The organism is Agarivorans albus (assembly GCF_019670105.1).
GTDB lineage: Bacteria > Pseudomonadota > Gammaproteobacteria > Enterobacterales > Celerinatantimonadaceae > Agarivorans > Agarivorans albus.
Genome location: NZ_AP023032.1, coordinates 995,503 through 1,020,445, shown reverse-complemented (window position 1 = coordinate 1,020,445; position 24,943 = coordinate 995,503). Strand labels below are relative to the sequence as shown.

24 protein-coding genes are annotated in these 24,943 nt (G+C 45.0%); 9 read left to right on the top strand and 15 right to left on the bottom strand.

The features are described from left to right. The first annotated feature begins 130 nt into the window (after positions 1-130). Entirely contained in the window at positions 131-838 is a 708-nt protein-coding gene (locus tag K5620_RS04755; RefSeq protein ID WP_016400378.1) for an SDR family NAD(P)-dependent oxidoreductase, read from the top strand. Positions 839-862: 24 nt separating this feature from the next. Here the strand turns inward: K5620_RS04755 and K5620_RS04750 are convergent, their stop codons facing one another. After that, positions 863-1,435, bottom strand: a complete 573-nt coding sequence (locus K5620_RS04750; RefSeq protein WP_016400379.1) for a TetR/AcrR family transcriptional regulator — start codon at positions 1,433-1,435, stop codon at positions 863-865. Between the two features lie 158 nt (positions 1,436-1,593). Here K5620_RS04750 and K5620_RS04745 point away from each other — a divergent pair, with 158 nt between their 5' ends. Beyond that, positions 1,594-2,244, top strand: coding sequence for a peroxiredoxin-like family protein (locus K5620_RS04745; RefSeq protein ID WP_016400380.1), 651 nt, complete (start codon positions 1,594-1,596; stop codon positions 2,242-2,244). A gap of 30 nt (positions 2,245-2,274) precedes the next feature. On the opposite strand, the gene K5620_RS04740 is transcribed toward K5620_RS04745, so the two are convergent. Both K5620_RS04740 and K5620_RS04735 read right to left on the bottom strand, forming a co-directional pair. Then, positions 2,275-3,093, bottom strand: a complete 819-nt coding sequence (locus K5620_RS04740) for an AraC family transcriptional regulator (protein ID WP_016400381.1) — start codon at positions 3,091-3,093, stop codon at positions 2,275-2,277. 18 nt (positions 3,094-3,111) lie between these two features. Then, entirely contained in the window at positions 3,112-3,708 is a 597-nt protein-coding gene (locus tag K5620_RS04735; RefSeq protein WP_016400382.1) for a LysE family translocator, read from the bottom strand. Between the two features lie 206 nt (positions 3,709-3,914). On the opposite strand from K5620_RS04735, the gene K5620_RS04730 reads away from it, so the two are divergent. Further along, positions 3,915-4,169, top strand: coding sequence for a TIGR02647 family protein (locus K5620_RS04730; RefSeq protein ID WP_016400383.1), 255 nt, complete (start codon positions 3,915-3,917; stop codon positions 4,167-4,169). Between the two features lie 60 nt (positions 4,170-4,229). On the opposite strand, the gene K5620_RS04725 is transcribed toward K5620_RS04730, so the two are convergent. Continuing rightward, positions 4,230-5,024 (bottom strand): MarC family protein, encoded by a 795-nt coding sequence (locus K5620_RS04725; RefSeq protein ID WP_343212543.1) that lies wholly within the window; start codon positions 5,022-5,024, stop codon positions 4,230-4,232. Positions 5,025-5,196: 172 nt separating this feature from the next. On the opposite strand from K5620_RS04725, the gene K5620_RS04720 reads away from it, so the two are divergent. Both K5620_RS04720 and K5620_RS04715 read left to right on the top strand, forming a co-directional pair. Continuing rightward, positions 5,197-5,790 (top strand): LemA family protein, encoded by a 594-nt coding sequence (locus K5620_RS04720; RefSeq protein WP_016400385.1) that lies wholly within the window; start codon positions 5,197-5,199, stop codon positions 5,788-5,790. Between the two features lie 15 nt (positions 5,791-5,805). Continuing rightward, positions 5,806-7,773, top strand: coding sequence for a M48 family metallopeptidase (locus K5620_RS04715; protein ID WP_016400386.1), 1,968 nt, complete (start codon positions 5,806-5,808; stop codon positions 7,771-7,773). Positions 7,774-7,812: 39 nt separating this feature from the next. Here K5620_RS04715 and add read toward each other — a convergent pair whose 3' ends face one another. Continuing rightward, positions 7,813-8,811 (bottom strand): adenosine deaminase, encoded by a 999-nt coding sequence (add, locus tag K5620_RS04710; RefSeq protein WP_016400387.1) that lies wholly within the window; start codon positions 8,809-8,811, stop codon positions 7,813-7,815. Positions 8,812-9,084: 273 nt separating this feature from the next. Between add and K5620_RS04705 the strand changes: the two genes are divergently transcribed. Further along, positions 9,085-10,023 carry an aldo/keto reductase gene (locus K5620_RS04705; protein ID WP_016400388.1) on the top strand — a complete coding sequence of 313 codons (939 nt, stop codon included), beginning with the start codon at positions 9,085-9,087 and terminating at the stop codon, positions 10,021-10,023. Here the strand turns inward: K5620_RS04705 and K5620_RS04700 are convergent. From K5620_RS04700 to K5620_RS04675, 6 genes are all read right to left on the bottom strand, one after another. After that, a complete protein-coding gene (locus K5620_RS04700) occupies positions 10,020-10,421 on the bottom strand; it encodes a MerR family transcriptional regulator (protein WP_016400389.1) in 402 nt (133 codons plus the stop codon). The genes K5620_RS04705 and K5620_RS04700 overlap by 4 nt on opposite strands. Before the next feature lie 49 nt (positions 10,422-10,470). After that, complete coding sequence (locus K5620_RS04695) at positions 10,471-11,034, bottom strand: DUF4136 domain-containing protein (protein WP_016400390.1); 564 nt, start codon at positions 11,032-11,034, stop codon at positions 10,471-10,473. 347 nt (positions 11,035-11,381) lie between these two features. Continuing rightward, positions 11,382-11,999 (bottom strand): hypothetical protein, encoded by a 618-nt coding sequence (locus K5620_RS04690; RefSeq protein ID WP_016400391.1) that lies wholly within the window; start codon positions 11,997-11,999, stop codon positions 11,382-11,384. Between the two features lie 490 nt (positions 12,000-12,489). Further along, a complete protein-coding gene (locus tag K5620_RS04685; protein ID WP_040306828.1) occupies positions 12,490-14,379 on the bottom strand; it encodes a transglutaminase TgpA family protein in 1,890 nt (629 codons plus the stop codon). Then, complete coding sequence (locus tag K5620_RS04680; RefSeq protein ID WP_016400394.1) at positions 14,372-15,349, bottom strand: DUF58 domain-containing protein; 978 nt, start codon at positions 15,347-15,349, stop codon at positions 14,372-14,374. The genes K5620_RS04685 and K5620_RS04680 overlap by 8 nt, the downstream gene beginning before the upstream one ends. Positions 15,350-15,351: 2 nt before the next feature. Beyond that, a complete protein-coding gene (locus K5620_RS04675) occupies positions 15,352-16,263 on the bottom strand; it encodes an AAA family ATPase (protein WP_016400395.1) in 912 nt (303 codons plus the stop codon). 276 nt (positions 16,264-16,539) lie between these two features. Between K5620_RS04675 and K5620_RS04670 the strand changes: the two genes are divergently transcribed. Next, positions 16,540-17,355, top strand: a complete 816-nt coding sequence (locus K5620_RS04670) for a class I SAM-dependent methyltransferase (RefSeq protein WP_016400396.1) — start codon at positions 16,540-16,542, stop codon at positions 17,353-17,355. Positions 17,356-17,484: 129 nt separating this feature from the next. Here the strand turns inward: K5620_RS04670 and K5620_RS04665 are convergent, their stop codons facing one another. The 4 genes from K5620_RS04665 to K5620_RS04650 form a co-directional block, all read right to left on the bottom strand. Continuing rightward, positions 17,485-17,748, bottom strand: coding sequence for a CBU_0592 family membrane protein (locus K5620_RS04665; RefSeq protein WP_016400397.1), 264 nt, complete (start codon positions 17,746-17,748; stop codon positions 17,485-17,487). Positions 17,749-17,962: 214 nt separating this feature from the next. Continuing rightward, on the bottom strand, positions 17,963-18,925 hold the full coding sequence (locus K5620_RS04660; RefSeq protein WP_016400398.1) for a S1 family peptidase: 963 nt from the start codon (positions 18,923-18,925) through the stop codon (positions 17,963-17,965). A 99-nt stretch (positions 18,926-19,024) separates the two neighbouring features. Next, complete coding sequence (locus K5620_RS04655; RefSeq protein ID WP_016400399.1) at positions 19,025-19,849, bottom strand: nucleotidyltransferase domain-containing protein; 825 nt, start codon at positions 19,847-19,849, stop codon at positions 19,025-19,027. 96 nt (positions 19,850-19,945) lie between these two features. Beyond that, positions 19,946-20,281, bottom strand: a complete 336-nt coding sequence (locus K5620_RS04650) for a DUF2960 domain-containing protein (RefSeq protein WP_016400400.1) — start codon at positions 20,279-20,281, stop codon at positions 19,946-19,948. Positions 20,282-20,595: 314 nt separating this feature from the next. Between K5620_RS04650 and K5620_RS04645 the strand changes: the two genes are divergently transcribed. Both K5620_RS04645 and K5620_RS04640 read left to right on the top strand, forming a co-directional pair. Further along, on the top strand, positions 20,596-21,723 hold the full coding sequence (locus K5620_RS04645) for an efflux RND transporter periplasmic adaptor subunit (RefSeq protein ID WP_016400401.1): 1,128 nt from the start codon (positions 20,596-20,598) through the stop codon (positions 21,721-21,723). A gap of 14 nt (positions 21,724-21,737) precedes the next feature. Continuing rightward, complete coding sequence (locus K5620_RS04640) at positions 21,738-24,890, top strand: efflux RND transporter permease subunit (RefSeq protein WP_016400402.1); 3,153 nt, start codon at positions 21,738-21,740, stop codon at positions 24,888-24,890. The last annotated feature ends 53 nt before the right edge of the window (positions 24,891-24,943 follow it).

Below are 24,943 nucleotides of genomic sequence, written 5' to 3'. Positions count from 1 at the left end.
GTGGCAAGCGCCTGCTTGCCACTGAATTTCTCTCAAACTTGCTCCGCTAGCACCCACTTAATTCCTGCTTTAATAAACTAGTTAACACTTCGCCACGTAACCAACTAAAACCAACCACAAAATTCTACCCATGAAAGTATTGATAACTGGCGGCAGCGGTGGCATAGGCCTCGCTTTAGTTAAACAACTGCTCGAACAAGCAACGATTACAAATGTCACTGCCACTTGGCATTCGAATATGCCTTCCTTGCAGCATCCTAAGCTTAATTGGCAGCAACTAGACCTTAGCGATGAAACAGAGATAGCGGCGCTAATGGTAAGTATTCACCAACTGGATTGGCTGATAAATTGCGCCGGTGTATTACACTCGCCTCAGTTAAAGCCTGAAAAAAGCTTAAGCCAATGCCAAACGGCTAGCTTTATGCTGAGCATGCAGCTAAATGCCTTGCCCAGTTTGCTACTGGCAAAACATGCCGCTAAGGCGCTTAAACATAGTCAATCCGGCGTATTTTTAAGTATCTCGGCCAAGCTGGCATCAATTAGCGACAATCGCATTGGTGGTTGGCATAGTTATCGTTGTGCTAAAGCTGCGCTTAATATGGCCTTAAAAAACATCGCCATAGAATGGCAACGCACTCACCCTAAGGTTTGTGTCGCGGCTTGGCATCCCGGTACCACCGACACAGCCTTATCGAAGCCATTTCAAGCCAATGTTGCCAAACACAAGCTGTTAACCAGCGAACGCAGTGCAACATTGCTGCTGAAGAGAATATATCAACTAAGTCCAGAGCAAAGCGGCAAGTTTTGGTCTTGGGATGACCAAGAGCTAAGTTGGTAATAACTAACTGGCTAACAGCTAAGTTTAGTGGCTCAAGCCATGCCACGGCAACCAAGCAAGCCCGGTACGCAAGGCTTGGCGCATTGCTAACTCACTACCTTGGTGGTAGCTATAAACTCGAATGCCAAAGATGTGAAGCATGATACAACACGCTTTGGCTTTAGCGTCTTGTTCACCATACTTTGCTTGTAAATAGCCAGCATAAAGCTGCTCTATTTGCTGTAGTTGCTCACTCACAAAACTTTGTAAGTTTGGCTCATCACTTAGCTCAAGCTGACTTTTCACCAAAAAGCAGCTGCAGTAGTCCGATGCAGCAGATTGAGACACCATGCCATCAAGTATTTCACAGATGCCCAACTCAACCGACTCTGCTGCGTCTAAACTTTTGGTAATTCCCGCTTTAGAGACTTCAGCGTAATGGCTTAAAGACTCTTTAAATAGTGCCTCTTTGTTACCAAAGGCTAAGTAAACACTACCCGGTTTTAAGCCAGTATGTTTGAACACCTGTTGCATAGAAGTGGCGTTATAACCCACTCGCCAAAACAAGTTAGCCGACTGCTCCAATACCTGGTCACGCTGAAACTGCATCTTAGCCATTTATCTATCCACTCTACTTAGGTAACTCGGTGTAAGTATACCTTGAGGTAAACAATTAAACATTTTTTTGAACGTTTATTCAAAATTAACTTGAATGTTCATTCAAACACTGCTTGAATGAACATTCAAAAACAAGCTAACACCTCTAAGGATTGACCATGAGTTTACAAACAGAGATCGCCGATTACATTGCTTCTTTTGTAGCGAAAGCACCACTAGAGGTGCAGCAACTAATGAAACAAGCCACCAAAAACTTAGCCGAGAGTGGCATTGCAGCCAATGCGCCTCAACAAGGGCAACAACTACCAGCGTTTACCTTACCTAATCAAAATGGTGACTCGGTTAGTTTGGCTGAATTACTCAAGCAAGGTCCGGCTATTGTGACTTTTTACCGTGGTGGCTGGTGTCCCTACTGCAACCTAGAGCTACGCGCCTACCAGCAAATTCTACCGCAAATTAAAGCCTTAGGAGCAAACCTAGTGGCGATCACCCCTGAGCTTCCAGATGCATCGTTAAGCACCACCGAGAAAAATGAGTTGGAGTTTCAGGTGTTAAGTGACGAAAATGCAGAATACGCCAAAAGCTTAGGTATCGTTTTTGCCCTACCCGAAGAGCTACGCCCTATTTACTCATCATTTGGTATTGAAGTAGAACAACATAACGGCGCAGGACAATTTAACTTACCGCTAGCGGTAACTTATGTCATTGCCCAAGATGGTTCTATCGCGAGTGCCTTTGTCGACCCAGACTACACCAAGCGCCAAGAGCCGAGTGATTTATTACCAGTGTTAGAATCATTAAAGAACTAACTCTGTAGTGCTCCCTTAAGGGTGAGCATGCTACACAAAAAAGCCTTGGTACTGCTTAGGTGTAAGTGCCAAGCGCTTTTTGAAATTTCGTTGAAAGTGACTTTGATCAGCAAAGCCTAAATCTAAGGCAGTGTCAGCAATACTGCTTCCTTCGCGCAATAGAGCTTTGGCTCGATTAATTCGCTGATTAAGTTGAAAGGCATGCGGAGACAATCCGTAAACTTGCTTGAAACTGCGCACTAAATGAAAACGACTAAGCCCGGCCACTTGAGCAAGTTCACCCAAGCTTAGCTGGCTATCTAGCTGATCAGAAATACACTCTTTCACCCTTTTTAATTGCGGTTTAGCTAAACAACGTAAGTCCGCTCGCAATGGGTGTTTTGCTGCAAACTGTTGCTCGAAAAAAGCTATCAACAAGCTTTCTTGCTCTAGTGAGTTTCGCTCTAATTTAATGCTATTAAACAAGCTCTCTAATAAACGGTAGTTTTGTTTATGACTTAAGCAATGTTTCTCGAATGCAAAATAGTCACTGGCAGAACGCGCAAACATCTCTTGTTGCAGTTGCGCTACCCAAGCCGTTTCCACAAACAACATTCGATAAGACCAAGCACCTTGTTTTGGATTACAAGAATGCACATCTCCGGGGTTAATGGTTACGCTATGTCCTTGGCTAATATGATGCTGGCGTTGCATGTTTTTATAAATGGCTTCGCCAGTATCAATAATGCCAAAGGAAAACTCATCGTGAGAATGGCTATGGTAACAAGCCTCAGAATGCTCAGCTTGGCGCAGCTCAACAAACGGCAGCTGGGCACTTCGCTTTAATAAATGCTTTGCAATAGTTGTCATAAAGCCTCACTCATAGAGCTACACAAAAAGCGACAATACCGAAACAGCCAATAGCAGCGCCATTAGCACATTAAATACTCGCATGCGCATTGGAGATTGCAAATAGCGAGCAATAAGCGAACCTATCGCGGCCCATGTTCCCACTCCCGCCAAACAAACAATAAGAGAGATGCTGCAAAAAACCAACAAATATAACCATGCTGGCTGCTGTGCCGATACAAATAAACTTACTCCAGACATTGCAACCAACCAAGCCTTAGGATTTAAACCTTGTGCCAGCGCTCCTTGTAATAAACTAGGGGGCTTAGCCAAAGCTCGCTCCGCCTGAGTAGCCACTGGTGAACAAGCAATTTTCACCGCGATATACAATAAAAAAGCGCCCCCTAAGTATTTTAAAGCTTCCGTTAAACTAGGAAGCCAATACAACAGCGCATTTAGCGCTAAACCCGTTGTAAGCACCACTAAACTATAACTAACACTCGCCCCAACTACATGTGGCAAGGCTTGTCGAAAACCAAAATTAGCGCCAGCACCTGTAGCAATAATATTAACTGGCCCCGGAGATACAGCACCAATAAATGCAAACACCAACATCGATAAAAATATACTCACCATGATCTCCGTATTTCTAACAGAACCAAACTATATGCATTCATCGATAAACTTTATTGAACAAAATTGCGCTAGGTCATTGAGAGATTTTTGCGGCATCACGTAAGCAAACAAAACAGTGCGTAAGGTATCAGTTCTTATCCTGACCGCTTGCGCAATAAGAGTGGGCTTTCTAATGTGGAGATAACAAAAACATAAAGGATGGCACGATGAAATTTACTCCCAATACTATCGCCGAACTCAACTTACTGCTGCAATTTGATATGAGCAGTTTGCAAACCGGGATTAAGGTTCACCATGATGCAGCTCCCGAAGTAATTGCTGCAGCACAAAGCCTGTTTGATAAAGGTTTAAGCACCCTACCCGACGGTGGTTACCTCACCGACTTAGGCATTGAAGTTGCTGAGCACGCTCAACGTTTATTAGCTGTACTTTCTACCAAACCAGAACACATTCCCGCTTAAAAACATCTAATGAGAAAAACCAAGGCAAGGCCTTGGTTTTTTGCTTTTACTCTATGCAAATCATTTAGAGAACAACATATAGGCATCGTGCACGCCTTGAATTAGCATTTGCATGCCAATAACGGTAAGAATTAGCCCCATTAATCGGGTGGTAATGTTTATCCCATCCTTGCCTACTTTATCTACCAGTTTTGGACCATATAAAAAGCAGATAAAAGTAATTAAACACAGTAAGGCAAATGCGATAACAGTAACGATGATGTTTATAACTCCTCCAGAAGCTGAGTAATTCATCGCTGTAGCAATGGTTCCTGGCCCGGCTAGGATAGGCAACGCTAATGGAGATACAGCAATGTCTTTTTCCTCATCGTCACTATCATTGCTGGGAGTATGAGAATGCAGTTTAGAGCTCGCACCTTGCAACATATGGTAGCCCACCAGAAAAACCAATATACCGCCAGCTAAACGCAGCGCTGGCAAAGTAATACCAAATAATTCAAATATGCCTTTTCCCAGTAAACAAAAAGCTGCCACGATGCAAAAGGCCGTTGCGAGTGAGCGAAACGCAGTTCGCTTGCGCTCAGCAGTACCTTGGCCGCCAGTTAAGCCAACAAACACAGCAGTATTTGCGATAGGGTTCATCATCGCAAAAAAGCCCATAAATACGGTTATAGCGAGTGTCGCCAATTCATGCATGGTGATATCTACCCTATTATTTTCATCCTTGTGTTCACCTAGCATCGCAGCTTTAGTAGCTAAACTAAAATGCTTTTTTGCCAATGCTGTGGGTTTGCAGCTAGCTTTAACGGCTCCCTTTACGTGGCCAACTTCCCGGGCTAGCGAACGCTTAAACAACAAGCCCAGCTCCACAGCTTTCACCAAATCAGTATTGGCAGCATTTACTTACACCTTGGCAAAAATTAACTTAATCATTTAAGCGTAAACTGCTAGTTAAGCCATGGCATTGTTATACTAAATCCGTATCATGCAGATATTAAGTGTTTAATAAATAAAGGAACTTAGGCAAATGGATGTATCACTAATCGTAATTTTGGTAATTATTGCGGCACTAATTTTTTATGTTGTTGGTATCTACAACCGTTTAGTTAGCTTGCGTAATCGCTACCAAAACGCCTTTGCTCAAATAGAAGTTCAGCTAAAACGTCGTTATGACCTTATCCCTAATTTAGTTGAAACAGCCAAAGCTTATATGGCACATGAGAAAGACACCTTAGAGGCCGTGATTAGCGCCCGTAACGATGCTTCGGCATTATTGCGTGCTGCAGCAAGTGATCCCACTGGAGCAACGCTTAGCAAATTAGCCAGCGCTGAAGGGGTGTTACAAGGAGCCATGAGCAAAATGAACATTGTGATGGAGAACTACCCCGACCTAAAAGCCAGCGATAACATGATGCAAGTGAGTGAAGAGCTTACTACTACAGAAAACCGTGTCGCGTTTTCACGCCAAGCCTTTAATGACTCGGTAACCGAATACAACGAATACCGTCAATCTTTCCCACCGGTGTTTTTTGCTGCCCAATTTGGCCATAAAAAAGATGCAAACTTACTCGAGTTTGCCGACAGTGCTGAGATACAAAACGCCCCTAAAGTGTCTTTTTAAGCACCGGGGAGCACCATGAACTTTTTTGCCGAACAAGATCATGCTCGTCGTAACAGCAAGTGGTTGATCTTATTATTTGTTATCGCGGTGATCATTTTAATTGGCCTAAGTAATATTTTGATCGCCGCGTGTTTGTGGATGTTTGACTCTACCAGTGAGTTAAACTTGCCAGACAATCGCAGCTTCTTCTCAGCTGATATTCTGGTATTTGTTAGCTTGGTAATGACTAGCGTCATTATCTGCGCGATTGCTTTTAAGTGGTTTCAGTTAAAAGATGGCGGCAGAAGAATAGCTGAATCTTTAGGTGGTCAGCGTATTCCTCCAAATAGCCAACACCCAGAGCAGCAACAAATACTCAATGTTGTTGAAGAAATGGCACTAGCCTCTGGCATGCCGGTGCCTTCGGTATATTTGCTTAAAGATGAAATTGGCATTAATGCTTTTGCAGCAGGGCACACCCCAGCCGACGCAGTGATTGGCATTACTCAAGGCGCACTTGAACAGCTTAATAGAGAGCAGCTGCAAGGTGTAGTCGCCCACGAGTTTAGTCATATTCTTAATGGTGATATGCGCCTAAACGTGCGCTTAATTGCCTTGCTTAGCGGGATAGTTTTTATCGCTAACCTTGGTGAATTTATTTTGCATACTCAGCGTTATAGCCACCGTTCATCGAGCCGTTCTAACAATAATGACGCTCGGGTGGCTGCTGCAGGATTTGGCTTACTGGCTCTAGGCTGGATAGGTTTATTCTTTGCAAATATGATCAAAGCGGCCATCAGTCGCCAGCGCGAGTATTTGGCAGATGCATCGGCTGTGCAGTTTACTCGCAACCCCAATGGCATCGCCGATGCGCTAAAAATTATCGGCGGTTATGATGCTGGTTCGGGTTTACGTACCCCACTCAGCCAAGAAACCAGCCATATGTTTATAGGTGATGCTCGCCGTTTAGGCAGTTTTTTTGCTACTCATCCAGCCATTAAATCACGGATAAAACGGATTCTTCCTCGTTGGGATGGCGCATTGATCAAGCGCGATATTAAAAAAGTAGCCAAACCTATTTACAGTAAAACCAGCCAACAGCAAGCCAAAAAGCAACGCCAGGAGCAACTCAAAAAAACCGTGTTTGTAGCAGCGGCAGCAGAAGCGGCCATAAACGCTCTAGATAACAAATCTGATAAAGCTGAGTTTACCCTGTCAGAAAATACCGTAACGGTAAGTGGCGAATTAGCCCACTTACCCGATGGATTGCTCAGTTTAGCTCATGATCCTTGTGGCGTTATCAGTGTGGTTTATGCCTTGCTGCTTAGTAACTATGAAGCACAACGCGCTAAACAGTTAGACGATATTAAAGACAACCTGAGTAAATCTTCAAGAATTGAAGAAACCCTTCAAGCATGGAATTGGATAAATTCGGTGGACAAAAGCTACCGCTTACCCTTGCTTGAACTATCTTTTCCTGCGCTTAAGTGTATGTCGGCTAAGCAATATCAGCGTTTTATGGATAACCTGCGCAGCCTAATTAAGGCAGACCAACAAGTGGATATGTATGAATGGTGTTTATACCACTTAGTAAAACACTACTTATCTCATCAATTTGAAAAAGTCACACACAGCAAACCGGTCTATAGCAGTATTCCAGCGTTATCTGAGCCATTTTCAGTCGTATTATCGAGCCTCGCTTACTTTGGCCATGATAATGATACCGAGACTCAGCGCGCCTTTGGGATTGGCGCCAACAGCATTGGTTTATATACCATTACCTTGTTGCCTCTAGAGCAATGTCAAGTTGAGCATTTTGGCCCAGCAGTGAAAAAGCTCGCCAACGCCTACCCGCAAATTAAACAGCGTATTTTGCGCGCCTTGGTAGCGTGCGTTTGTTTAGATAAACAACTTACTGTGTTAGAAAACGAAATGATCCGCTGCATTGCAGCAGTAATGGATTGCCCAGGTCCACAGATAAGCTTAGGTGTGCGGCGCCCATAAAAAAGCCCGTGCTAATGCACGGGCTTTTACTTAGCTCCTTTAGCGTTTTAAGGCTTTTTCCCGCAAGGCCTGACGCGCACTTTCACTAATAAAGGCCATTTTTAAACCATTGCTTTGCAGTTTGGCGATCTGTTCATCTCCAAAACCCAACTGCTCGCGTGCAATGCGGTATTCGTCGGGTAAATCAATCGCCGATACGCCAGGATCATCGGTATTTAAGCTAGCTCGAATACCATGTTCTAAAAAGCGTTTGAGTGGATGCTGGCTTAAGTCTGGCGTGGTATTGGTTTGGAAATTAGATGATAAACAAGACTCAACACCAATCTTATGTTTTGCTACATAGTCCATTAGTTTTGGATCGTCGGCAATCTTAACGCCATGACCAATACGGGTTGCACCTAGTTCGCGAATCGCTTGCCACACACTCTCTGAACCCGCGGCTTCGCCAGCGTGCACCGTAATAGAAAAACCTGCATCTCGAGCACGTGAAAACTGCTCCACAAATAAATTACCTGGATGACCTAACTCGTCACCCGCCAAATCTACCGCCACGATTTGATCGCGAAACGCCATACAAGCGGCTAATTCATCGCTACAACTTTGCTGACCAAAAGTGCGGCTCATAATGCCAATTAAGTTTACTTGTACATCATGCTTTTGCATGCCACGGCGCACGCCTTCGATAACCGCTTCAACCACCCCTTCTGGGTTCAGTTTATGGCTCATCGCCATATAGCCTGGGCTAAAACGTAATTCGGCATAATCGATCTGCGCTTTAACTAAATCTTCAACGTTCTCTTCAGCCACCCGCGCACAAGCATCGTAATCACCTAATACATTTACCCCCCAATCTAACTTAGAAAGGAAGGCCACCAAGTTAGGCTCTTGCTTGGTAATTTGCACATGGGGGATTAATTCCTGTAGCGAGTTAGCAGGCAAACTTACGTTAAACTTTCGACCCAATTCCAAAATGGTTTCTGCGCGAATGGTACCATCTAAGTGGCGGTGTAAATCGGTAACTGGGTATTGTTTTAACATGAAGATTCCTGCATCTTTTTTGTAACTTATTTATCGCCTCAGTGTAGTCAGCACAAGGCCGCAAGCCAAATTAGATTAACCGAAATAAGGCCTTCTTTTTCAATAAGTTTAGGGCTTAATTTAATCCTAGCCGAATGTGTTGAAATATCACTAGTCAATGCGATATTTCACCGACTCAGTATTAGCACTTGACTTGGAGTTAACTCCAAGATTTACACTCACGCCTAAGTTATTTGTTTACATAGTAATCAACAAGGCTTTTGAGGAGTCAACATGGAATTGGCACGTTTAGGCAACAGCGATTTAGATATCTCTCGTATTGGTTTAGGCGCTTGGGCAATGGGTGGAAAGTGGCAGTGGGGCTGGGGAGCGCAGCAAGATGACGACTCCATCGCTACCATTCATCACGCCTTGTCATTAGGCATTAATTGGATCGATACAGCGCCCGTTTATGGGCTTGGGCACAGCGAAGAAGTAGTAGGTAAAGCCATTAAAAGCTTGAGTGAAAAACCACTTATCTTTAGCAAATGTGGTTTTAACTGGAGTGCACAAAATAATATTGAGCCGTGTCTTAAAGCAGCCAGTGTTAAACAGGAAATAGAAAACAGCCTAAAACGTCTGCAAGTAGAAACCATCGATTTATACCAAATTCACTGGCCTAACCCAGCCGAAGACATTGAAGAAGCTTGGCAAGCCATGCTTGAGTTAAAACAGCAGGGGAAGATTCGATATTTAGGCGTTTCTAATCACTCCATCGAACAGATGCAAAGCCTACAAAAAATAGCCCCTATTAACAGTATGCAGCCACCATATAGCCTAATAAGCCGAGAATGTGAAACTGAGTTACTGCCCTATTGTCAGCAACACAATGCCGGGGTGATTTGTTACTCACCAATGGGGTCTGGCTTACTTACTGGAAAAATGACCGCCCAACGGATCGCTGCAATGGGTGATGATGATTGGCGAAAAAAAGCCGATGACTTCAACGAACCGAAGTTAAGTCATAACTTAAAAATAGTTGCTGCCCTACAGCAAGTTGCAGAAAAACATCAAGTATCGGCAGCAGAAGTTGCGATTGCATGGACCTTAAAACACCCGGCAATTACCGGCGCCATTGTTGGCATGCGTAGCCCTGAGCAAGCTGATGGGGTAATAAAAGGTGCCAGCCTTAACCTCGATAAACAAGACATCGCATTGATTGAATCGGTTTAAAGCGACTTAAGTTTAATGCTTAATTCGCTACCGGTTTGGTAATGCTCTATTTTCCGCTGTACGTGTTCTAAATTTCGATTTAGGCAGGCTATTTGTTGTTCGGTTTGTTGTTTATGATCGAGCAACAACTGCAAACGCTGTTGCTCGGTGCTAGGGCCTTCATCCAGCATATCGCGATATTGCTTAATCGCATCAAGCGACATACCGGTAGACTTCAAACAAACAATAAAACGCAGCCATTCTATGTTTTGCGAACTAAAACGACGATGGCCACTAGGTGAGCGATTAACCGTAAACAGCAGCCCTTTTTTCTCGTAAAACCGCAAAGTGTCGCTGCTTATGCCTGCTAATTCTGCTGCTTGCTTTACGCTAAAACTACTAGGTGTATTCTCGGTCATAGCTTTCGTCCTTAAGTCACTAATCTAGTCAACTAAATGCCAAAGCGACTCATCGCTGAGGTAGATATTGCAGCAAACGCTCAATGGCTGATTCGATACGCAGCTTTCGTTCGCTAAGGGGAATATCGGTAGGTGCCATGCCTTGGCCTAATACCCGCCAAAATGGGCCGGTATCTTCTGCTTGAAATAGCGCCACCATAATTGAGCCTTTTTGGTAGAGCTCAGGATCTAGTGAATCACTAGACATCCCCGCCATCATACCAGCGCGTTCTAATATTTGCTGGTCACTCATTTGAGATTCAAGCGCTGCGCCCACGCCTATTAAAAAGTCAGGTTGCTGCTGCATAGAGACTTGCGTATAACCTTTCTCAGCCATCACTTTGCTAATGCTTTTACGTAGTTCAGATATTAGTAAGTCTTCGTTTTCAGCTTTATTGAGATGGGCTTGGCCTAAACTTGGGTGCCAAGCATATCGACCACTCGAGCTTTCCAAATACTCGGTGTCCCCAGTTACCACCGTGGTTGAACGCGTTTCAGGAGCACGAGTTTGCTCAGCAGATACACAAGCAAACAACAAAGGCAGAAATAAAAATGGCAGCAATTTCAAACGCATATTACGGATACCTAAAGACAAATCAAAAAACTCACCCTAGCATAAAATTAACAGCATGTTGCGCTGTTCTGCTGCCGTAGTGCTAGAGGCTGTTTATCTTTCGCGGTTAAATTTTGTTTGCGATAAAATCGTTCTAGGAGTGGCAAGCAGTTTGTAGCCTAGCAATCTAGGTAAATACGCCTTAACAAAGCATAAAACGATGTTAGCCGAACCCTTCGGGCAGTGTTTGTGGCTTATTTCTACTGCGTTATCAGCTTCTCATTTAGGCTAACTACACATTAAAGCTTCTGCTTTTTATAAATAAGCCACAAAGAACTGCAAAAATCAGCTCGAAAGATAAACAAGCTCTAACTAAGTTTATATTGATATAGAGCAGCGTTATCCGCTGAAGCTTTGAAGCCCATTTTAACTAAATACTGCTGGTGACTCGCTACCGCCGTATAGCTAACTAGCTGCTTAACACCTAAGGCCTCAAAAAAACCAGAGCTATGGTAAAGGTAATCTCCGGTTTTAAAGTCGCGATAAGCGGGGAAAACGTAGTCTAGCTTTATTTCAAACTCATGCAATTGCTGTTTGCCCACCAATATGCCTGCAGGCTCACTATTGCGCATGAGTATGTAACAGCCCTGCCCAAGTAAACTATCAGTCGAAAATTGCGGAAAATACTTCTCGATATCAGATTGATAATGCTCAATCCAAAAACCAAGCAATGGGCTGCTAGCTTCCACTGCCACTAGTTTAAATTGGTCCTTGCTGCGGTAAATACCCTGCAAGTAATAAACGTTAGCAAATACAATAAAAAGGTTTAACAAAGCCACCGGCATAGCACCAATAATAAACCCGTAAGTAGAAAACAACGCTGCCCCCACCATGTTTAACCAGCGCAGCTTTACTATCGAACTCATGGTTAACGAAATGGCCACTACCACCGACGCCAAGTAACCAAACCACTCAATCCAATCCATTATCATCTCCTTTTGCCTGAGCTTTTAGTGTCGCTCACTTTACGAGCAGCGATACTAATAATCTGGTTAGCTCACACAAATTGACAAATAAATTAGCCTTAATTAAGGAAACTCACTGTATTTGTTGAAAAGAACTAGGGTCTGCTGATCTTTGGTGTTGAAATTTTGTTCGAGATAAGCGGACCTTAATCGCGGCGAGCACTTTGAAGCCTAGTGGGCTAAGCGAGAAGTGCTCAACAAAGAGTAAAGTTCGCTTACCTGAACCCTTCGGGCAGCATTTATTAGCCATTTATTCAGCGTTAGCGAGTGATTATTAAGCCCACTTAACTTCACACTCACTGCCTTGCCTAAATGGCGAATAAATTGCTGCAAAAACCATCAGCAAAGATCAACATACCCTAGTGAATAAACACAAATGATTAGCGAAAAACTGAGTGATAGAAAGGAATCAAAACCTCATGCGAGCCACCACGACTAATAGCTCTGGAGCCTAAGCCTGATAGCGCTTTTGGTTATAGTTATTAATAGCGTGTTCTAACGCGAATGCTCGCTGCGGAGCTTGCTGCTCTACACGCTTTAAGAAGTGACTAAAGCTTTCCCCTTTAGCCCGAACAACTCCCCGCCTTGCCAATAGCCAACACTGCCATTTTAGCGAGACAACTTGTTTATTAGGCAGACGCCATTGCCAAGGTTTAGCCATAAGTAAAACAGTGGCAAGTAAACCCAGCAAAATCATCCCGGCGGTTAACATTAATAAGGAGCTGCCCGGCAGCCAAGCCAGCAATTGAGAAAACAGACTTAACTGACGTTTGTGGTCAAAGTTAAGTACCCACTTAGCCCACCAATAATCGGCCTGGGCAAGCCATAAGCGCAGTTGGTTAAAGCCTTGGGTGTACCAAATCTTTTGGCCCCAACCGCTAATGCTTTGCCACTGCTGAGCGGTCGCTTGGCTTTGCTGTAGATTGTTTTCCACCCGGTCAGGGGCGATCCAGGCAGTGGGATCAAGCCGCACCCAGCCTTGGCCATCCCAATACTCCATCCAAGCATGAGCATCGTAGTTACGCACAGCTAGTAAGCTGTCTTGTTGTTCCCACTCTCCACCTAAAAAGCCGGTAACCATGCGAGCAGGGATCCCCTGTAAACGCGCCAGTATCACCACACTTTGCGCATAATGAACACAAAAACCGCTTTGCTGATCTAATAAAAAACGCTCGACGCCTAACAGCCCTGGGTAAGCTGGCGGACTGAGGGTATAACTAAACTGCTGACTTAAGAACCACTGCTGCACGCGTGCCATCACTTGCTTTGGGTAATCAGGAGCACGAGGGCTTAAGCCGGACCCCAAGTGCTCACTAAGCTCGCTAACTTTGGGTGTAATGTTTTGCGGTAAACGGGTGAGAAAGTGCAAATAAGCAGGTGGAACTGCGCTGCTGGTAGGCGGCTCTAATTGACTAAAATTTAGAATTTGTCGTGGAAAGCTCTCGCCTTCACGTTGCCAGCTACCATCGGCCACGTAGTTGGCGCCACCACCACGAACTTGGCTAGGGTTTAAGGTGGCTAACCACGCTTGACTGGCCGGTTCTAACAAGAGTTGATACTGATTAATAGCACTTGAGCTATCGGGAGCTTGTTTCTGTTGGGCTATCTGGCTGCGGGTCCATTGCTCACCATCAAATTCGTCTAAAACCATGGCTCGCCAATACAGCTCATCGGGTTCTGGCGCGCGACTAAACTCCGCCCGAAAAACTAACTTATCTGAGCGAATCAATTGGCTGATATCACCAGGGCGAACCACATCAGACAAGCCAGTTTGCGCGCTGCTCGGTGTCGGCATTTTCCACAAAGGCGCTAAGCGTGGAGCAACAATAAATAGCGCGATAGCTAGGGGAGCAATAGCCAATAACCATAAACCCAACCGCTTAGCCCAGTTAAAGCTTATTTTCACATCTAAGCTAAGCAACAGTAATAAGTGTAAAAATGCCACTAGCGCTGCCAATAATGCAGCTAAAGGTTGGCTAGAAAAAACCAGTGAAAATGCCACCAAAAATAAGCCCGTAAGGCTAAACATTTCCACATCACGCCGCTTATGCAGCTCAATATACTTTAAGCTATAGCCAAGCATTACCAGGCTCACCAGCTTATCAAACAGCTCAAAGGAGCGCGCTAACCACAGCACCAGTGCAATAAGTAGCACTAAGCTTAGCTTTACCCAGCGCGGTTTAGGTAAAGTGGCTAAACCTTGCATCACCCGCAAGCGCCACCACCCCGCAGCCAAGCCTACAAGCACTAGCAGCCATGGCACTTGTTGTAGCAATAACAAGGCTGTTGCCGAATAACACAACAACGACATGCGAATATGCGAACTGTTGAGACTATTCATCACTGCTCGGCGCCTCTGCAAGTAATCTTAAACCCGCTTTTAGTTGCTGTTGACCACTGCCACTGGCCAGTTGCTTTGCACCAACTTGTAAGCTAAAACTCTGTTGTTGCTGCGCCAACTGGCGCAACCAAAAAGCCAATACCGAGAGAGTTTGTTCATAATTCAAACCGCTGTGCCTGCGATCACTAAGGTGTAAATCAATACTAGGGTTGCCAGTAAATGCCTTAGTCTGTAAGCCTCGCCCCGCAGCAAACTGCTTCCAAGCCAATAAGCTTTTTCGCTCGCCGCTACGGTAAGCTTTAAGGCCCGAAAATTCACTTTGCAACTGGCTATCACTAGCCGCACGCTCAACATCATGAGCTTCTACCCATTCTTGAGAAGGGCAAGCAAAGCCGGCCAGCGGTGCAGGATAAGCCAGCAACTCACAATTAAAATCAGCCACCGTCCAACATCTAAATAAACCCAGAGGAAAGATACTAGAGAGACTTATCCGAGGCAGTAGTTGACGCCCACGTTGCTGTACTTCCAAATCTAACGCCAACTGACCATCGAGTTGCTGATAGGCTTGCTTACAGGGCCAGTTCTTTATTTCTGCAGCTAAGGCTTGGGGCTGTTTGTTGTTAACTATGTTAAGTAATAAACGCAGCGGCTTGTCACATTGCCCTTCGGGCCGCTGCAATAAACTTACGGTATTTCCCGACATGTTTTGATGGCATAACACCAAGCACACTAACCAAAGCGCCAACAACCATAGGCCCAAGGCAATAATTAAGTTATTTTGATAATTGCTGCCCATCATCAACATCACCACTAAGGCGATTAAAAAACCCCAACCAAAGCGAGTGGGCAGAATAAACAGATTTTTTCGAGTTAAACGTAAACTACTACTGTTAGGAACGCGTTTAGCTAACCAGGCCTCGCTGCGCACGCCCTTCCATTGTTTAAACGCTTTTAGCAATTTGAGTTTCATGCCTAAGTTAAATCACTATAGGGGTCTACTTCGGCCAATATTTGTTTGGCATAGGCTTCACCGCTATCTCCTCGCCCTAAACGGTGGGCACTCACCGCACTAAACACCGCTTGCACATCCTCTGGGGAAACGTGCTGCTTATGATGAACAAATGCCCACGCCTTAGCGCAAGCAAGTAAGGTTAAGCTGCAACGCGGCGACAAAGGACTAGCCCCTTCCAGCACTCGGCTGCAGTGCACCAAACGCAATAAATAATCTAACAAAGCATCACTGCAATGCAGCGCATTCACTTGCTGTTGCAACTCCAACAGTTGCTCTACAGAAAGAGCCGCTAAAGATTGGCTGGTCTGATTGCCTCGTTTAAGCATTGCCATTTCTGAATCTAAATCCGGAAAGCCAATGCTTAAACGCATGGCAAAGCGATCTAACTGAGACTCGGGTAAGTCAAAGGTGCCAAGCTGCTCGCGCGGGTTTTGGGTGGCAATAACAAAGAACGGCGCTTTTAAGGGATAACTCTCACCGTCGGTACTCACTTGTTGCTCTTCCATGGCTTCGAGCAAAGCACTTTGGGTGCGAGGGCTGGCGCGGTTAAGCTCATCAGCCAAAACTAGATGGTGAAAAATAGGCCCAGGATGAAACTTAAACTGCTGAGTAGGCGGTTCAAATACCGACACACCGATAATATCAGCAGGCAATAAATCGCTAGTAAATTGAATTCGCTGAAAACTTAAACCAAAACCAGCAGCAAGCCATTTAGCCAAACTGGTTTTCCCAGCACCCGGCAGATCTTCAATCAGCAAATGGCCAGAGGCCAATAAACAACTCAAAGCCAAACGCACTGCTTTGGGTTTGCCAAGCAATTGTTGCTCAAGGTAATCACAAATTGGCGCTAATTGAGGATGTATTTGATTCATATAAGTAAAGGCCCTATTTTTAGTCGCTCTAGCATACAAAGCTTTTGCTCATTTGTGCAGCCAAAGTCGTCAAACTTATCGCTCTTGTCGAAAATTTGTTTTGAGGAGTTCTCCTAACATTGATGCCCGACAGCCCAGTATTCACTTCCCTCTAAGGCATAATCAGCCAAACCACCTAAAGCCTTAACTGTAAAGATAATGCTGCACAAGCTACTGTCGTTATTGCCTTGTTTAACTGTAAGACTAGCGTACTAGACTAAAGTCTAAGCAGGTTAAATGGCGGAGTTTGAGATGAATACTCACCAACACGCAACAACTGGCAAAACTAATGGGCGCTTATGGGGATTGTCATCTCAAGACTGGGCCAATATTCAAGAGCAAACCTGTCGCCCGGTATATCTAGCAGCATTTGATAAACTGGCCATCAACGAGACCAGCTACTACTTGGACGTTGGATGTGGCTCTGGCATGGCCGCCGCTTTGGCCTGTGAGCAAGGTGCTACTGTGCATGGAGTTGATGCTTCACAAGCCTTAATAGAAATCGCCGAGCAGCGATCTCCAAACGTGTCGTTTCATGTGTCTGATATAGAAACTCTCCCATTTAGAGATGACAGTTTTTCTTGTATTACCGGCTTTAACTCATTTCAATATGCGGGGGATCCTGTTGCAGCCTTGAGCGAAGCCAAACGCGTTGCCAAGCCTGGCGCCAAGGTAATAATTATGACTTGGGGTGAACCAGAAGGAATGCAAGCGGCCTCCTTAGTGGCAGCCTTAAAGCCGTTGTTACCAGCACCTCCCAAAGGCGCTCCGGGGCCTTTTGCCCTATCCAACAAAACCTTATTGCGTGAATTCGCCCTTAAGTCTGGACTAAAACCTATCGACATCTTCGACGTTGAGTCCCCCTGGCAATACGCTGATTTAGAAACAGCCTTGCGCGGCTTAGCCTCATCTGGAGTTGCAGCAAAAGCCATTGAAAATACTAGCCATCATGCATTAGACAAAGCGCATCGTAAGGCCTTGTCGCCATTTGAGAACCTCGATGGCAGCTATCACATAGAGGCCACTTTTCGTTGCTTATATGCCAGCGCTTAGTTAGCCGAATTGAACTGGGAGTATCAGAGTAAGTGACAGGAGGGAAAAACAAAGTTTCAATCGTTTATTAAGAACTATCACCATTGAATAAAGGCGATAGCTCTTAAATTATCGCGAAGTCATTTTAAATTATGCTTGAGCGACAGCAGGCTCTCGTTTGAAGTACTTAACTATACCTACCACTGATGCACCAATCCAGAATAGCTCAATAACAAAGCTAGCTAGGTTAAAATTAATGCACAAACTAATGAGCAGTAAAATAGCACCGCTTAAGTTCATTAGGTTGTAGGCAAGTTGCTTGGGGTTTAAACGCTCTAACTGTAAAAGAAAAAACGAACCTACCACTAAGGCAGTACCAAGTAGTCCAACGATATCGGCAAAAATACTTTGCATAAAATTCTCATTAACAAGCAAAAATGTTCGTCCAAATTGCTGGCCCAATCCTTGGGGTGGACGTTCTCAACTGTTTAACAGCACTCCATGAGACAGCTTGTTAGTGGCATATAAAAATGCGGGCGTAATCTACCAGAAAACGCCCGCCGATGCATGAGGATTTTTTAAACAATTTTACGGAAGAATTGTTCCGTTAATTAACTAATTGAAAAATCTAATTTTTAGTTTTTCTAAAGCGGCGTAACACCAGCAAAGCAATTAAACCTAGACCGCCAGCAGCCCCACCACCAGAGCTAGGCCGAGGAACCGCAGCTAGTTGAGAGCACAAACTTGGGTCTGCTCGCTCTGCTTCGCTGGCTTGGATTACTTGGTTAATCCAGCCTGACAATTTGCCAACATCTGCGTAAACCCCAGGCGCATTAGCACAACTGCGTGTTCCCCAGCTAACAATGCCGGCCAGCTTGTATTGGGTCCCCTCATCAATAAACAATGGACCACCACTGTCGCCAGAACATGAATCGGCTATATTACTATCCGCACAAAACATTTGGTCGCTTAACCATTCCGCGCCATAAAACTGGCTACATTCTGAGGCCGATGTTAAAGAGAGATCGGCTTGTTGAAGCTCATCAAGATACTCTGGGTTATCAGCATCATTGTTTACTCGGCCGTAACCAATTACTCGCAGGCCAAAACCAGGAGAGTATTGGTCAAAAATGGCACTTTGATTAATCGTTATTGGCGTAATTGAAGTAGCGTCAGCTAAACGTATCAACACTAGGTCATAGTCTCCACTAACCTTGCCTTCCTCAGTGTTATCAAAATCAACGTAATCTGGATGTTGGCATACCTCCGCCATCGGCAAACCGTCATCATAAGAATAATTGAATTCATCTTCGCCAATAAAAGCGATGATATCTTCAGCTTGAGTATGCTGCCCTTCTTCATATTGATCGAAAGTACAATGCGCGGCACTTAACAGCCATTGCTCGTTAATTAACACAGCACCACAGTGGCTGCTACCCGCTTTAAGTTGAGCCATCCACGGATAAGCACCTTTAGGGGCATCTTCCCCCCCTACAACATAGGGAACGGCTAGATCGGAGCTTGCAAAAGAAGCGCCTGAGAATAGAGTTAGCGCGAGTAAACCACCTGCGGCTTTACGGCTTATTAGCATCAATACATCCTTGTTTTTACTACTATGATTAGCGCTACCTTCACATTAAATATTATTTAAATCAATAGAGATAGATCAATGTAGCTTATCTTTTATCTGCTAGGACTTAGTAGGCCAGCTTAAGGATGTTTGAGTCGTTACCACCTGCTGCAAGGTTTCGCTCAGCAAACTCACTGTATCTAATAAACTGCCTGCTGCTTGCCCCACCTCAGCCAGCAAACGTTCTACGTTTTCAGCTAGCTGGTCAGGACAAATATTGCAGTGCAGTTCAGCGAACTCAAGCATGCGCTTCTCTCCAGGGTGCGGCAGCCCATTAATAGCAAACAGAATGTCGAAATAGCTAGCTAAAAACTCCGCACAACGGTGATTTAAGCTAACTCGGTCTTGGCGCTTTAAGGCCTTGGCTAATTGAAAGTAGTAAGCGGGCATTTGCTGCATAAGTAAAGGCGCATTTTTATTTACGATTGCTTGTTGCAGTGCGCTGGGATAAGCCACATTAAAACGTTGCTGTAAACGCTTGGCTTGACCGTTAGCATCGTAAAGGATTTTTGAATCGAGCAAGTTTGCCCAAAAGCAGGAACTATAACCCACCTTGGCTTGATGGCGCTCCACTAAGTAATGCAGCTCATTTTCCAAGAAGGAAAAGTCTCGATAGATGAGTTCAATCTCTATTCCGTCGAGCAATACACCGTCGTCTTCAGTTTCCCAAAACTGATTATTCAACTCAAGATACTGACAATGCTTTGCCACTATCTTTTGACGTGCTTCAGCCGCCAAGGGGGCGTTTAAATAAACATATACATCGTAGTCAGAATAGCTATCAGAAAGGCCGCTAGCTCTTGAGCCCGCCAGTAAAACTGCATCAACTTGTGCAAGCGCTGATAGCTCATCAACTAGCGCTAAGAAGTGGATAGATTCAGACATATTTAACATTCCCTGTTGTTTATCAAGCTAGCTTAATAAAAAACCCTGTTAAATATAGGGGCACTTTATAGAAAAGCGCTTTCAAGCACTAAATCACTATTTGGCTTCTTTCTCTTCGTCTTTTAAGAAGCGAATATCACTAAAGCCCAAACGCTGGAACTCTTTTGCTCGGTATTCTTTCAAGGTTGCCTTGTCTCTTGTAGACATAGCCAACTGTTTCTCCATAGCTAAAAATGAAGAAATATCAACACCTTCAGCTGCCGCTACTGCTTCATGTACGTCATGATATTTATCAAAAGAAAAATTTATGACCTTGGTTTGACGTTTATATTTGTATGTCACTTGGCGTGCCATCATGCCCTCTACGCACTCTAAAATTTGGCTAGATAATAACGTAAAGCCAAGCCCAATGCTGTGCTTTATCCATTTCATAAATAGCTTTTATAGAGAAATCAACCACTAACAAGCTGCTTTAGTCTTCACTCACTCGATGAAGCATCAAGCAAACATCAAACTTGCGGATAAATCCCGAAGCTTAAACTCGGTATTACTGAGGCTACCTTTAGTAAATATGGGTGTATATTTAGCCTCTACTTATTTTTAGTAATTACTAAAAATAAAGGCGTCAGAAAGGCGTTTCGCAAGGATCGCGTTCTAGTTAGCATCCGCCAACTATACCAATGCAGGGAGCTCTCGGCTCTTTCGGCAACTTGTTCCGCACCATTGTATAGTTTGAGGATAGTTTCATGTTTTCCACCCGTCTTCGTATGCTTGTGACTGCCGCAGCATTAGTTTTGCTCAGTGCGTGCAACTCTTCTACCGAGTCTGCCGCCCAGATACCCGCCAGCTTAGTTAACACTGAATTGGCACAAAACCTTCAATACGCACCTTCCCAGCAATTTGTTGGTCGCATTGAGGCTTATCAAGATGTAGATATTCGCGCACAAGTAAGTGGCTACTTGGTAAAACGTCACTTTGAAGATGGCCAGATGGTAAAACGCGGACAACTGCTTTATGAAATTGACCCAACTCGCTACCAAGCCGCAGTTGCTCAAGCCAAAGCCTCACTCGCAAAAGCTAAGGCTGCGCTAACCAATGCCGAGATAAACTGGCAACGTGGTGAACGTTTATTGCCAAAGAATAATATTAGCCGCTCAGAGTTTGACCGCTTAACCGCAGAAAAGCTCTCTGCCGACGCTCAGTTAGAAGCTGCAGAAGCAGAACTTAACGCAAGCTTAGTTGATTTAAAACACACCAGCATTGTTGCCCCTTTTGATGGGCGAATTGGCCAAAGTGAAGTAAGTAAAGGTGACTTAATCACTATGACTAGCGGCGCGTTAACTAACCTTGTGAGCTTAAATCCAATTCGTGCCAGTTTTCGTGTATCGGAGCGCGAGCGCCTAGCAATGGGGCTTGATCATGTAGACGCACACTCAAGCGCACAAACCGACGATACCATCGTTGATTTGGTGATTAGCGATAACCGTAGTTACCCCAATAAAGGCCGTTTAGATTTCATCGACAACCGAATCGATTTACAAACCGGTACTATCAATATCAGTGCTCAGTTCGACAACCCGCAACAGCAGCTTTTGCCCGGCCAGTATGTAGAAATAGGCCTTACCAGCACCGCATTAGTTGAAGCAACAGTGATTCCTCGTCGCGCGGTACAAAGTGACTTAGAGGGCGAATTTGTCATGTTAGTGGGCGAAGACAACAAGGCAGAGCGTCGTAATGTCACCATTGGCCCAGTGCTAGAGCAAGGCGTTGTGATACATAAAGGTTTGCAAGGTAACGAGCAGGTTATCACTGCTGGCTTACAACGTGTACGCCATGGTCACTCAGTACAAGTTGTTGAAAAGCAGCAAGGATAAGGTAATTAGTCACTATGCTTAGTCGCTTTTTTATTCAAAGGCCAAAGTTTGCTTTGGTAATTTCTATCTTATTGTCGTTGGCTGGGGCTATTGCCCTAATGGTTTTGCCAGTGGCCGAATATCCTCAAATTAGCCCGCCTTCGGTAAGCGTTTCCGCTTACTACACTGGTGCCAGCGCCGAAACAGTAGAAGAAGCCGTCGCCGAAGTGATTGAGAGCTCGGTGAATGGCGTGGAAGACATGTTATACATGAACTCCAAAAGCGCTAACGACGGCTCTTATTCACTAACGGTAACCTTTGATATTGGTACCGACCCCGACATGGCACAAATTAATGTGCAAAACCGGGTTACTCAAATTGAATCTAAGTTGCCGCCAGAAGTGCGCCAAGTGGGTGTAACCGTACGTAAACGTTCACCAGACTTATTAATGGTGCTTAACTTTTATTCTCCAGACGGGCACTACGACGATACCTTCTTAAACAACTACGTCACGCTAAACATTGAAGACCAACTCGCTCGCGTAAAAGGCATTAGTGACGTGCGAGTAATTAGCTCAGCTGAATACTCGATGCGAGTTTGGTTAGATCCATTAAAGCTTGCCAACCTTAACTTAACTACCAGTGATATTCGCGCCAGTTTAGCCGAGCAAAACGTGCAAGTGGCTGTGGGTTCTATTGGTGCGCCGCCCTACCAAGCTAACAACGACGTGCAGTTTAGCCTGCTCACCAAAGGCCGCTTAGATACCGTAGAAGATTTTGAAAACATTCTATTAGTCGCCAATGCCGATGGCTCAAAAATATATTTGAAAGACGTAGCCCGGGTAGAGTTAGGCAAACGTGGTTATGCCGCTTTTGGCGAGTTTAGGGACCAGCCTTCGGTATCTGTGATTTTATCCTTGCAAACTGGCGCTAACGCTTTAGAAAGTGGCGAAGCAGTAATGGCTTTAATGGGCCAGCTTAAAGCCAATATGCCAGAGAAAATGGATTACGAAATTGCCTACGACACCACCTTATTTGTGGAAGAGTCAGTCAAAGGTGTAATTAAAACCCTAATTGAAGCTATTTTGCTGGTAATTTTAGTTACCTACCTATTCTTAGGAAGTTGGCGTTCTACGCTAATACCGGTAGTGGCTATTCCGGTATCACTGATCGGCACCTTTGCCATTATGTTGGCAACCGGCTTTACCATTAACACCATTACCTTGTTTGGCTTAATTTTGGCCATCGGTATTGTAGTGGATGACGCGATTCTGGTGATTGAAAACGTCGACAGTAAACTATCGGCCCACCCAGAACTCAGTCCACGCCAAGCCACCTTAAAAGCGATGCGCGAAGTAACTGGGCCGATTATTTCCTCCACCTTGGTATTGCTAGCGGTGTTCTTACCGGTTGCTATGCTGCCAGGAATTACCGGGGTAATGTATCGTCAATTTGCGATTACCATTTGTATCTCGGTGGTTATTTCCTCAATCAATGCCTTAACCCTTTCACCGGCGATTTGTTCGTTAGTATTAAAGCGCGGTAAGCAAAAACAAGCGCGTTGGTTTGCGCTGTTTAACCGCGGTTTAGTGGCAATTACCACCCGCTACGGACAAGCTGCCGGCATGTTAGTAAGGCGCAGTGCAGCGCTAGTGGTATTCTTCTGCTTGGCTATTGCTGCTGTAGCGTGGATGAATTACAACACGTCTAAAGCGTTTGTTCCGCAAGAAGATAAAGGCGTATTGCTGGTTAACGTGCAGCTGCCCGACTCAGCCTCACTTAGCCGGACAGCGGAGGTCTCTCAGCGTCTCAATGACATTATCCTTGAAGAGCCTGGCGTAGAAGCAGTGAGTTTGGCTAACGGCTACGGCTTGTTGGCTGGGGCTATCCAGTCAAATGCTGCCACCATGTTTGTAAAACTAAAACACTGGGACGAGCGCAACGACCTAGCGGGCGACCACAGCTCTTTTGCGATTAGCCAACGTATTAATGAACAAGCCTATGGGCGAATTCAAGATGCAATGATCTTCGCCTTTGGCCCTCCAGCTGTTCCTGGCATGGGCACCGCTTCAGGCTTTGAATTTGTGCTGCAAGATGGCTTAGGCCGCTCGCGCAGCGACCTTGCCCAGGTGATGCAAGACATCACCATTAAGGCCAACGCAGCACCAGAAATTGGCAGTGCTTTTAGTACTTTCCGAGCCGATGTTCCGCATTTTTATGTAGACATCGACCGCAGCAAAGCCAAACAGCTAGGAGTGCCACTTGGAGATTTGTTTACAACTTTACAAGCTAACCTTGGCTCGTTATATGTGAACGATTTTACCCTCTATGGTAAAAACTTCCGAGTCACCATGCAGGCAGAGGATGAATACCGTAGCCGCCTAGATAACCTTGGTCAGTTTCATGTTCGTAGCATCAGCGGCGATATGGTGCCACTGAGTACCTTAGTCACCATTGAACAGCAGTTTGCGCCCGACGTTGCCTGGCGTTACAACCTCTACCGCAGCGCAGTACTGCAAGGCCAACCAGCGCCGGGTTACTCATCTGGTGACGCCATTGCAGCAATGGAGCGAATAGCTGCTGAAGAGCTGCCAAATGGTTACCAATATGAATGGACAGGCATGGCCTATCAAGAGATCCAAGCGGGTAACATGGCCATATACGCCTTTGCCTTAGCACTGTTATTCATCTACCTGTTTATGGTGGCACAATACGAAAGCTGGACGATTCCGCTTGCCATTATCCTAGTAGTGCCGGTAGCCACTTTAGGTTCTTTTGTTGCGTTAGCCATTGCTGGTTTGCCAATGAACTTGTATGCGCAAATAGGCTTAGTACTGCTGATTGCCCTGGCCGCCAAAAATGCCATTTTAATTGTTGAGTTTGCTCGTATGCAACGTGAAGACAAGGACATGCCCATCAATCAAGCGGCGGTAACCGGCGGCACCTTGCGCTTTAGAGCGGTAAACATGACCTCTTGGTCGTTTATCTTTGGCATGATCCCACTGGTATTAGCGAATGGCGCAGGCCATATTAGCCAAAACTCTTTGGGAATATCGCTAGTAGGTGGATTGCTGTGTGTATTACTAGTAGGCACCTTCTTAATACCTGGTTTTTACGCGATGATTCAGCGTCGCCGCGAAACACACCATGGTGGCTCTACAAAATTAGAAGAAATAGAAGAGGTTTAAGCCTTCGCTATTTACCTCACTAAAAAGCAAGCCTTAGGGCTTGCTTTTTTATT

Excerpts from the sequence above, each read along its gene's own strand:
- K5620_RS04755 (WP_016400378.1), top strand. The coding sequence starts at position 131 with ATGAAAGTATTGATAACTGGCGGCAGCGGTGGCATAGGCCTCGCTTTA.
- K5620_RS04750 (WP_016400379.1), bottom strand. The coding sequence starts at position 1,435 with ATGGCTAAGATGCAGTTTCAGCGTGACCAGGTATTGGAGCAGTCGGCT.
- K5620_RS04745 (WP_016400380.1), top strand. The coding sequence starts at position 1,594 with ATGAGTTTACAAACAGAGATCGCCGATTACATTGCTTCTTTTGTAGCG.
- K5620_RS04740 (WP_016400381.1), bottom strand. The coding sequence starts at position 3,093 with ATGACAACTATTGCAAAGCATTTATTAAAGCGAAGTGCCCAGCTGCCG.
- K5620_RS04735 (WP_016400382.1), bottom strand. The coding sequence starts at position 3,708 with ATGGTGAGTATATTTTTATCGATGTTGGTGTTTGCATTTATTGGTGCT.
- K5620_RS04730 (WP_016400383.1), top strand. The coding sequence starts at position 3,915 with ATGAAATTTACTCCCAATACTATCGCCGAACTCAACTTACTGCTGCAA.
- K5620_RS04720 (WP_016400385.1), top strand. The coding sequence starts at position 5,197 with ATGGATGTATCACTAATCGTAATTTTGGTAATTATTGCGGCACTAATT.
- K5620_RS04715 (WP_016400386.1), top strand. The coding sequence starts at position 5,806 with ATGAACTTTTTTGCCGAACAAGATCATGCTCGTCGTAACAGCAAGTGG.
- add (WP_016400387.1), bottom strand. The coding sequence starts at position 8,811 with ATGTTAAAACAATACCCAGTTACCGATTTACACCGCCACTTAGATGGT.
- K5620_RS04705 (WP_016400388.1), top strand. The coding sequence starts at position 9,085 with ATGGAATTGGCACGTTTAGGCAACAGCGATTTAGATATCTCTCGTATT.
- K5620_RS04700 (WP_016400389.1), bottom strand. The coding sequence starts at position 10,421 with ATGACCGAGAATACACCTAGTAGTTTTAGCGTAAAGCAAGCAGCAGAA.
- K5620_RS04695 (WP_016400390.1), bottom strand. The coding sequence starts at position 11,034 with ATGCGTTTGAAATTGCTGCCATTTTTATTTCTGCCTTTGTTGTTTGCT.
- K5620_RS04690 (WP_016400391.1), bottom strand. The coding sequence starts at position 11,999 with ATGGATTGGATTGAGTGGTTTGGTTACTTGGCGTCGGTGGTAGTGGCC.
- K5620_RS04685 (WP_040306828.1), bottom strand. The coding sequence starts at position 14,379 with ATGAATAGTCTCAACAGTTCGCATATTCGCATGTCGTTGTTGTGTTAT.
- K5620_RS04680 (WP_016400394.1), bottom strand. The coding sequence starts at position 15,349 with ATGAAACTCAAATTGCTAAAAGCGTTTAAACAATGGAAGGGCGTGCGC.
- K5620_RS04675 (WP_016400395.1), bottom strand. The coding sequence starts at position 16,263 with ATGAATCAAATACATCCTCAATTAGCGCCAATTTGTGATTACCTTGAG.
- K5620_RS04670 (WP_016400396.1), top strand. The coding sequence starts at position 16,540 with ATGGCGGAGTTTGAGATGAATACTCACCAACACGCAACAACTGGCAAA.
- K5620_RS04665 (WP_016400397.1), bottom strand. The coding sequence starts at position 17,748 with ATGCAAAGTATTTTTGCCGATATCGTTGGACTACTTGGTACTGCCTTA.
- K5620_RS04660 (WP_016400398.1), bottom strand. The coding sequence starts at position 18,925 with ATGCTAATAAGCCGTAAAGCCGCAGGTGGTTTACTCGCGCTAACTCTA.
- K5620_RS04655 (WP_016400399.1), bottom strand. The coding sequence starts at position 19,849 with ATGTCTGAATCTATCCACTTCTTAGCGCTAGTTGATGAGCTATCAGCG.
- K5620_RS04650 (WP_016400400.1), bottom strand. The coding sequence starts at position 20,281 with ATGAAATGGATAAAGCACAGCATTGGGCTTGGCTTTACGTTATTATCT.
- K5620_RS04645 (WP_016400401.1), top strand. The coding sequence starts at position 20,596 with ATGTTTTCCACCCGTCTTCGTATGCTTGTGACTGCCGCAGCATTAGTT.
- K5620_RS04640 (WP_016400402.1), top strand. The coding sequence starts at position 21,738 with ATGCTTAGTCGCTTTTTTATTCAAAGGCCAAAGTTTGCTTTGGTAATT.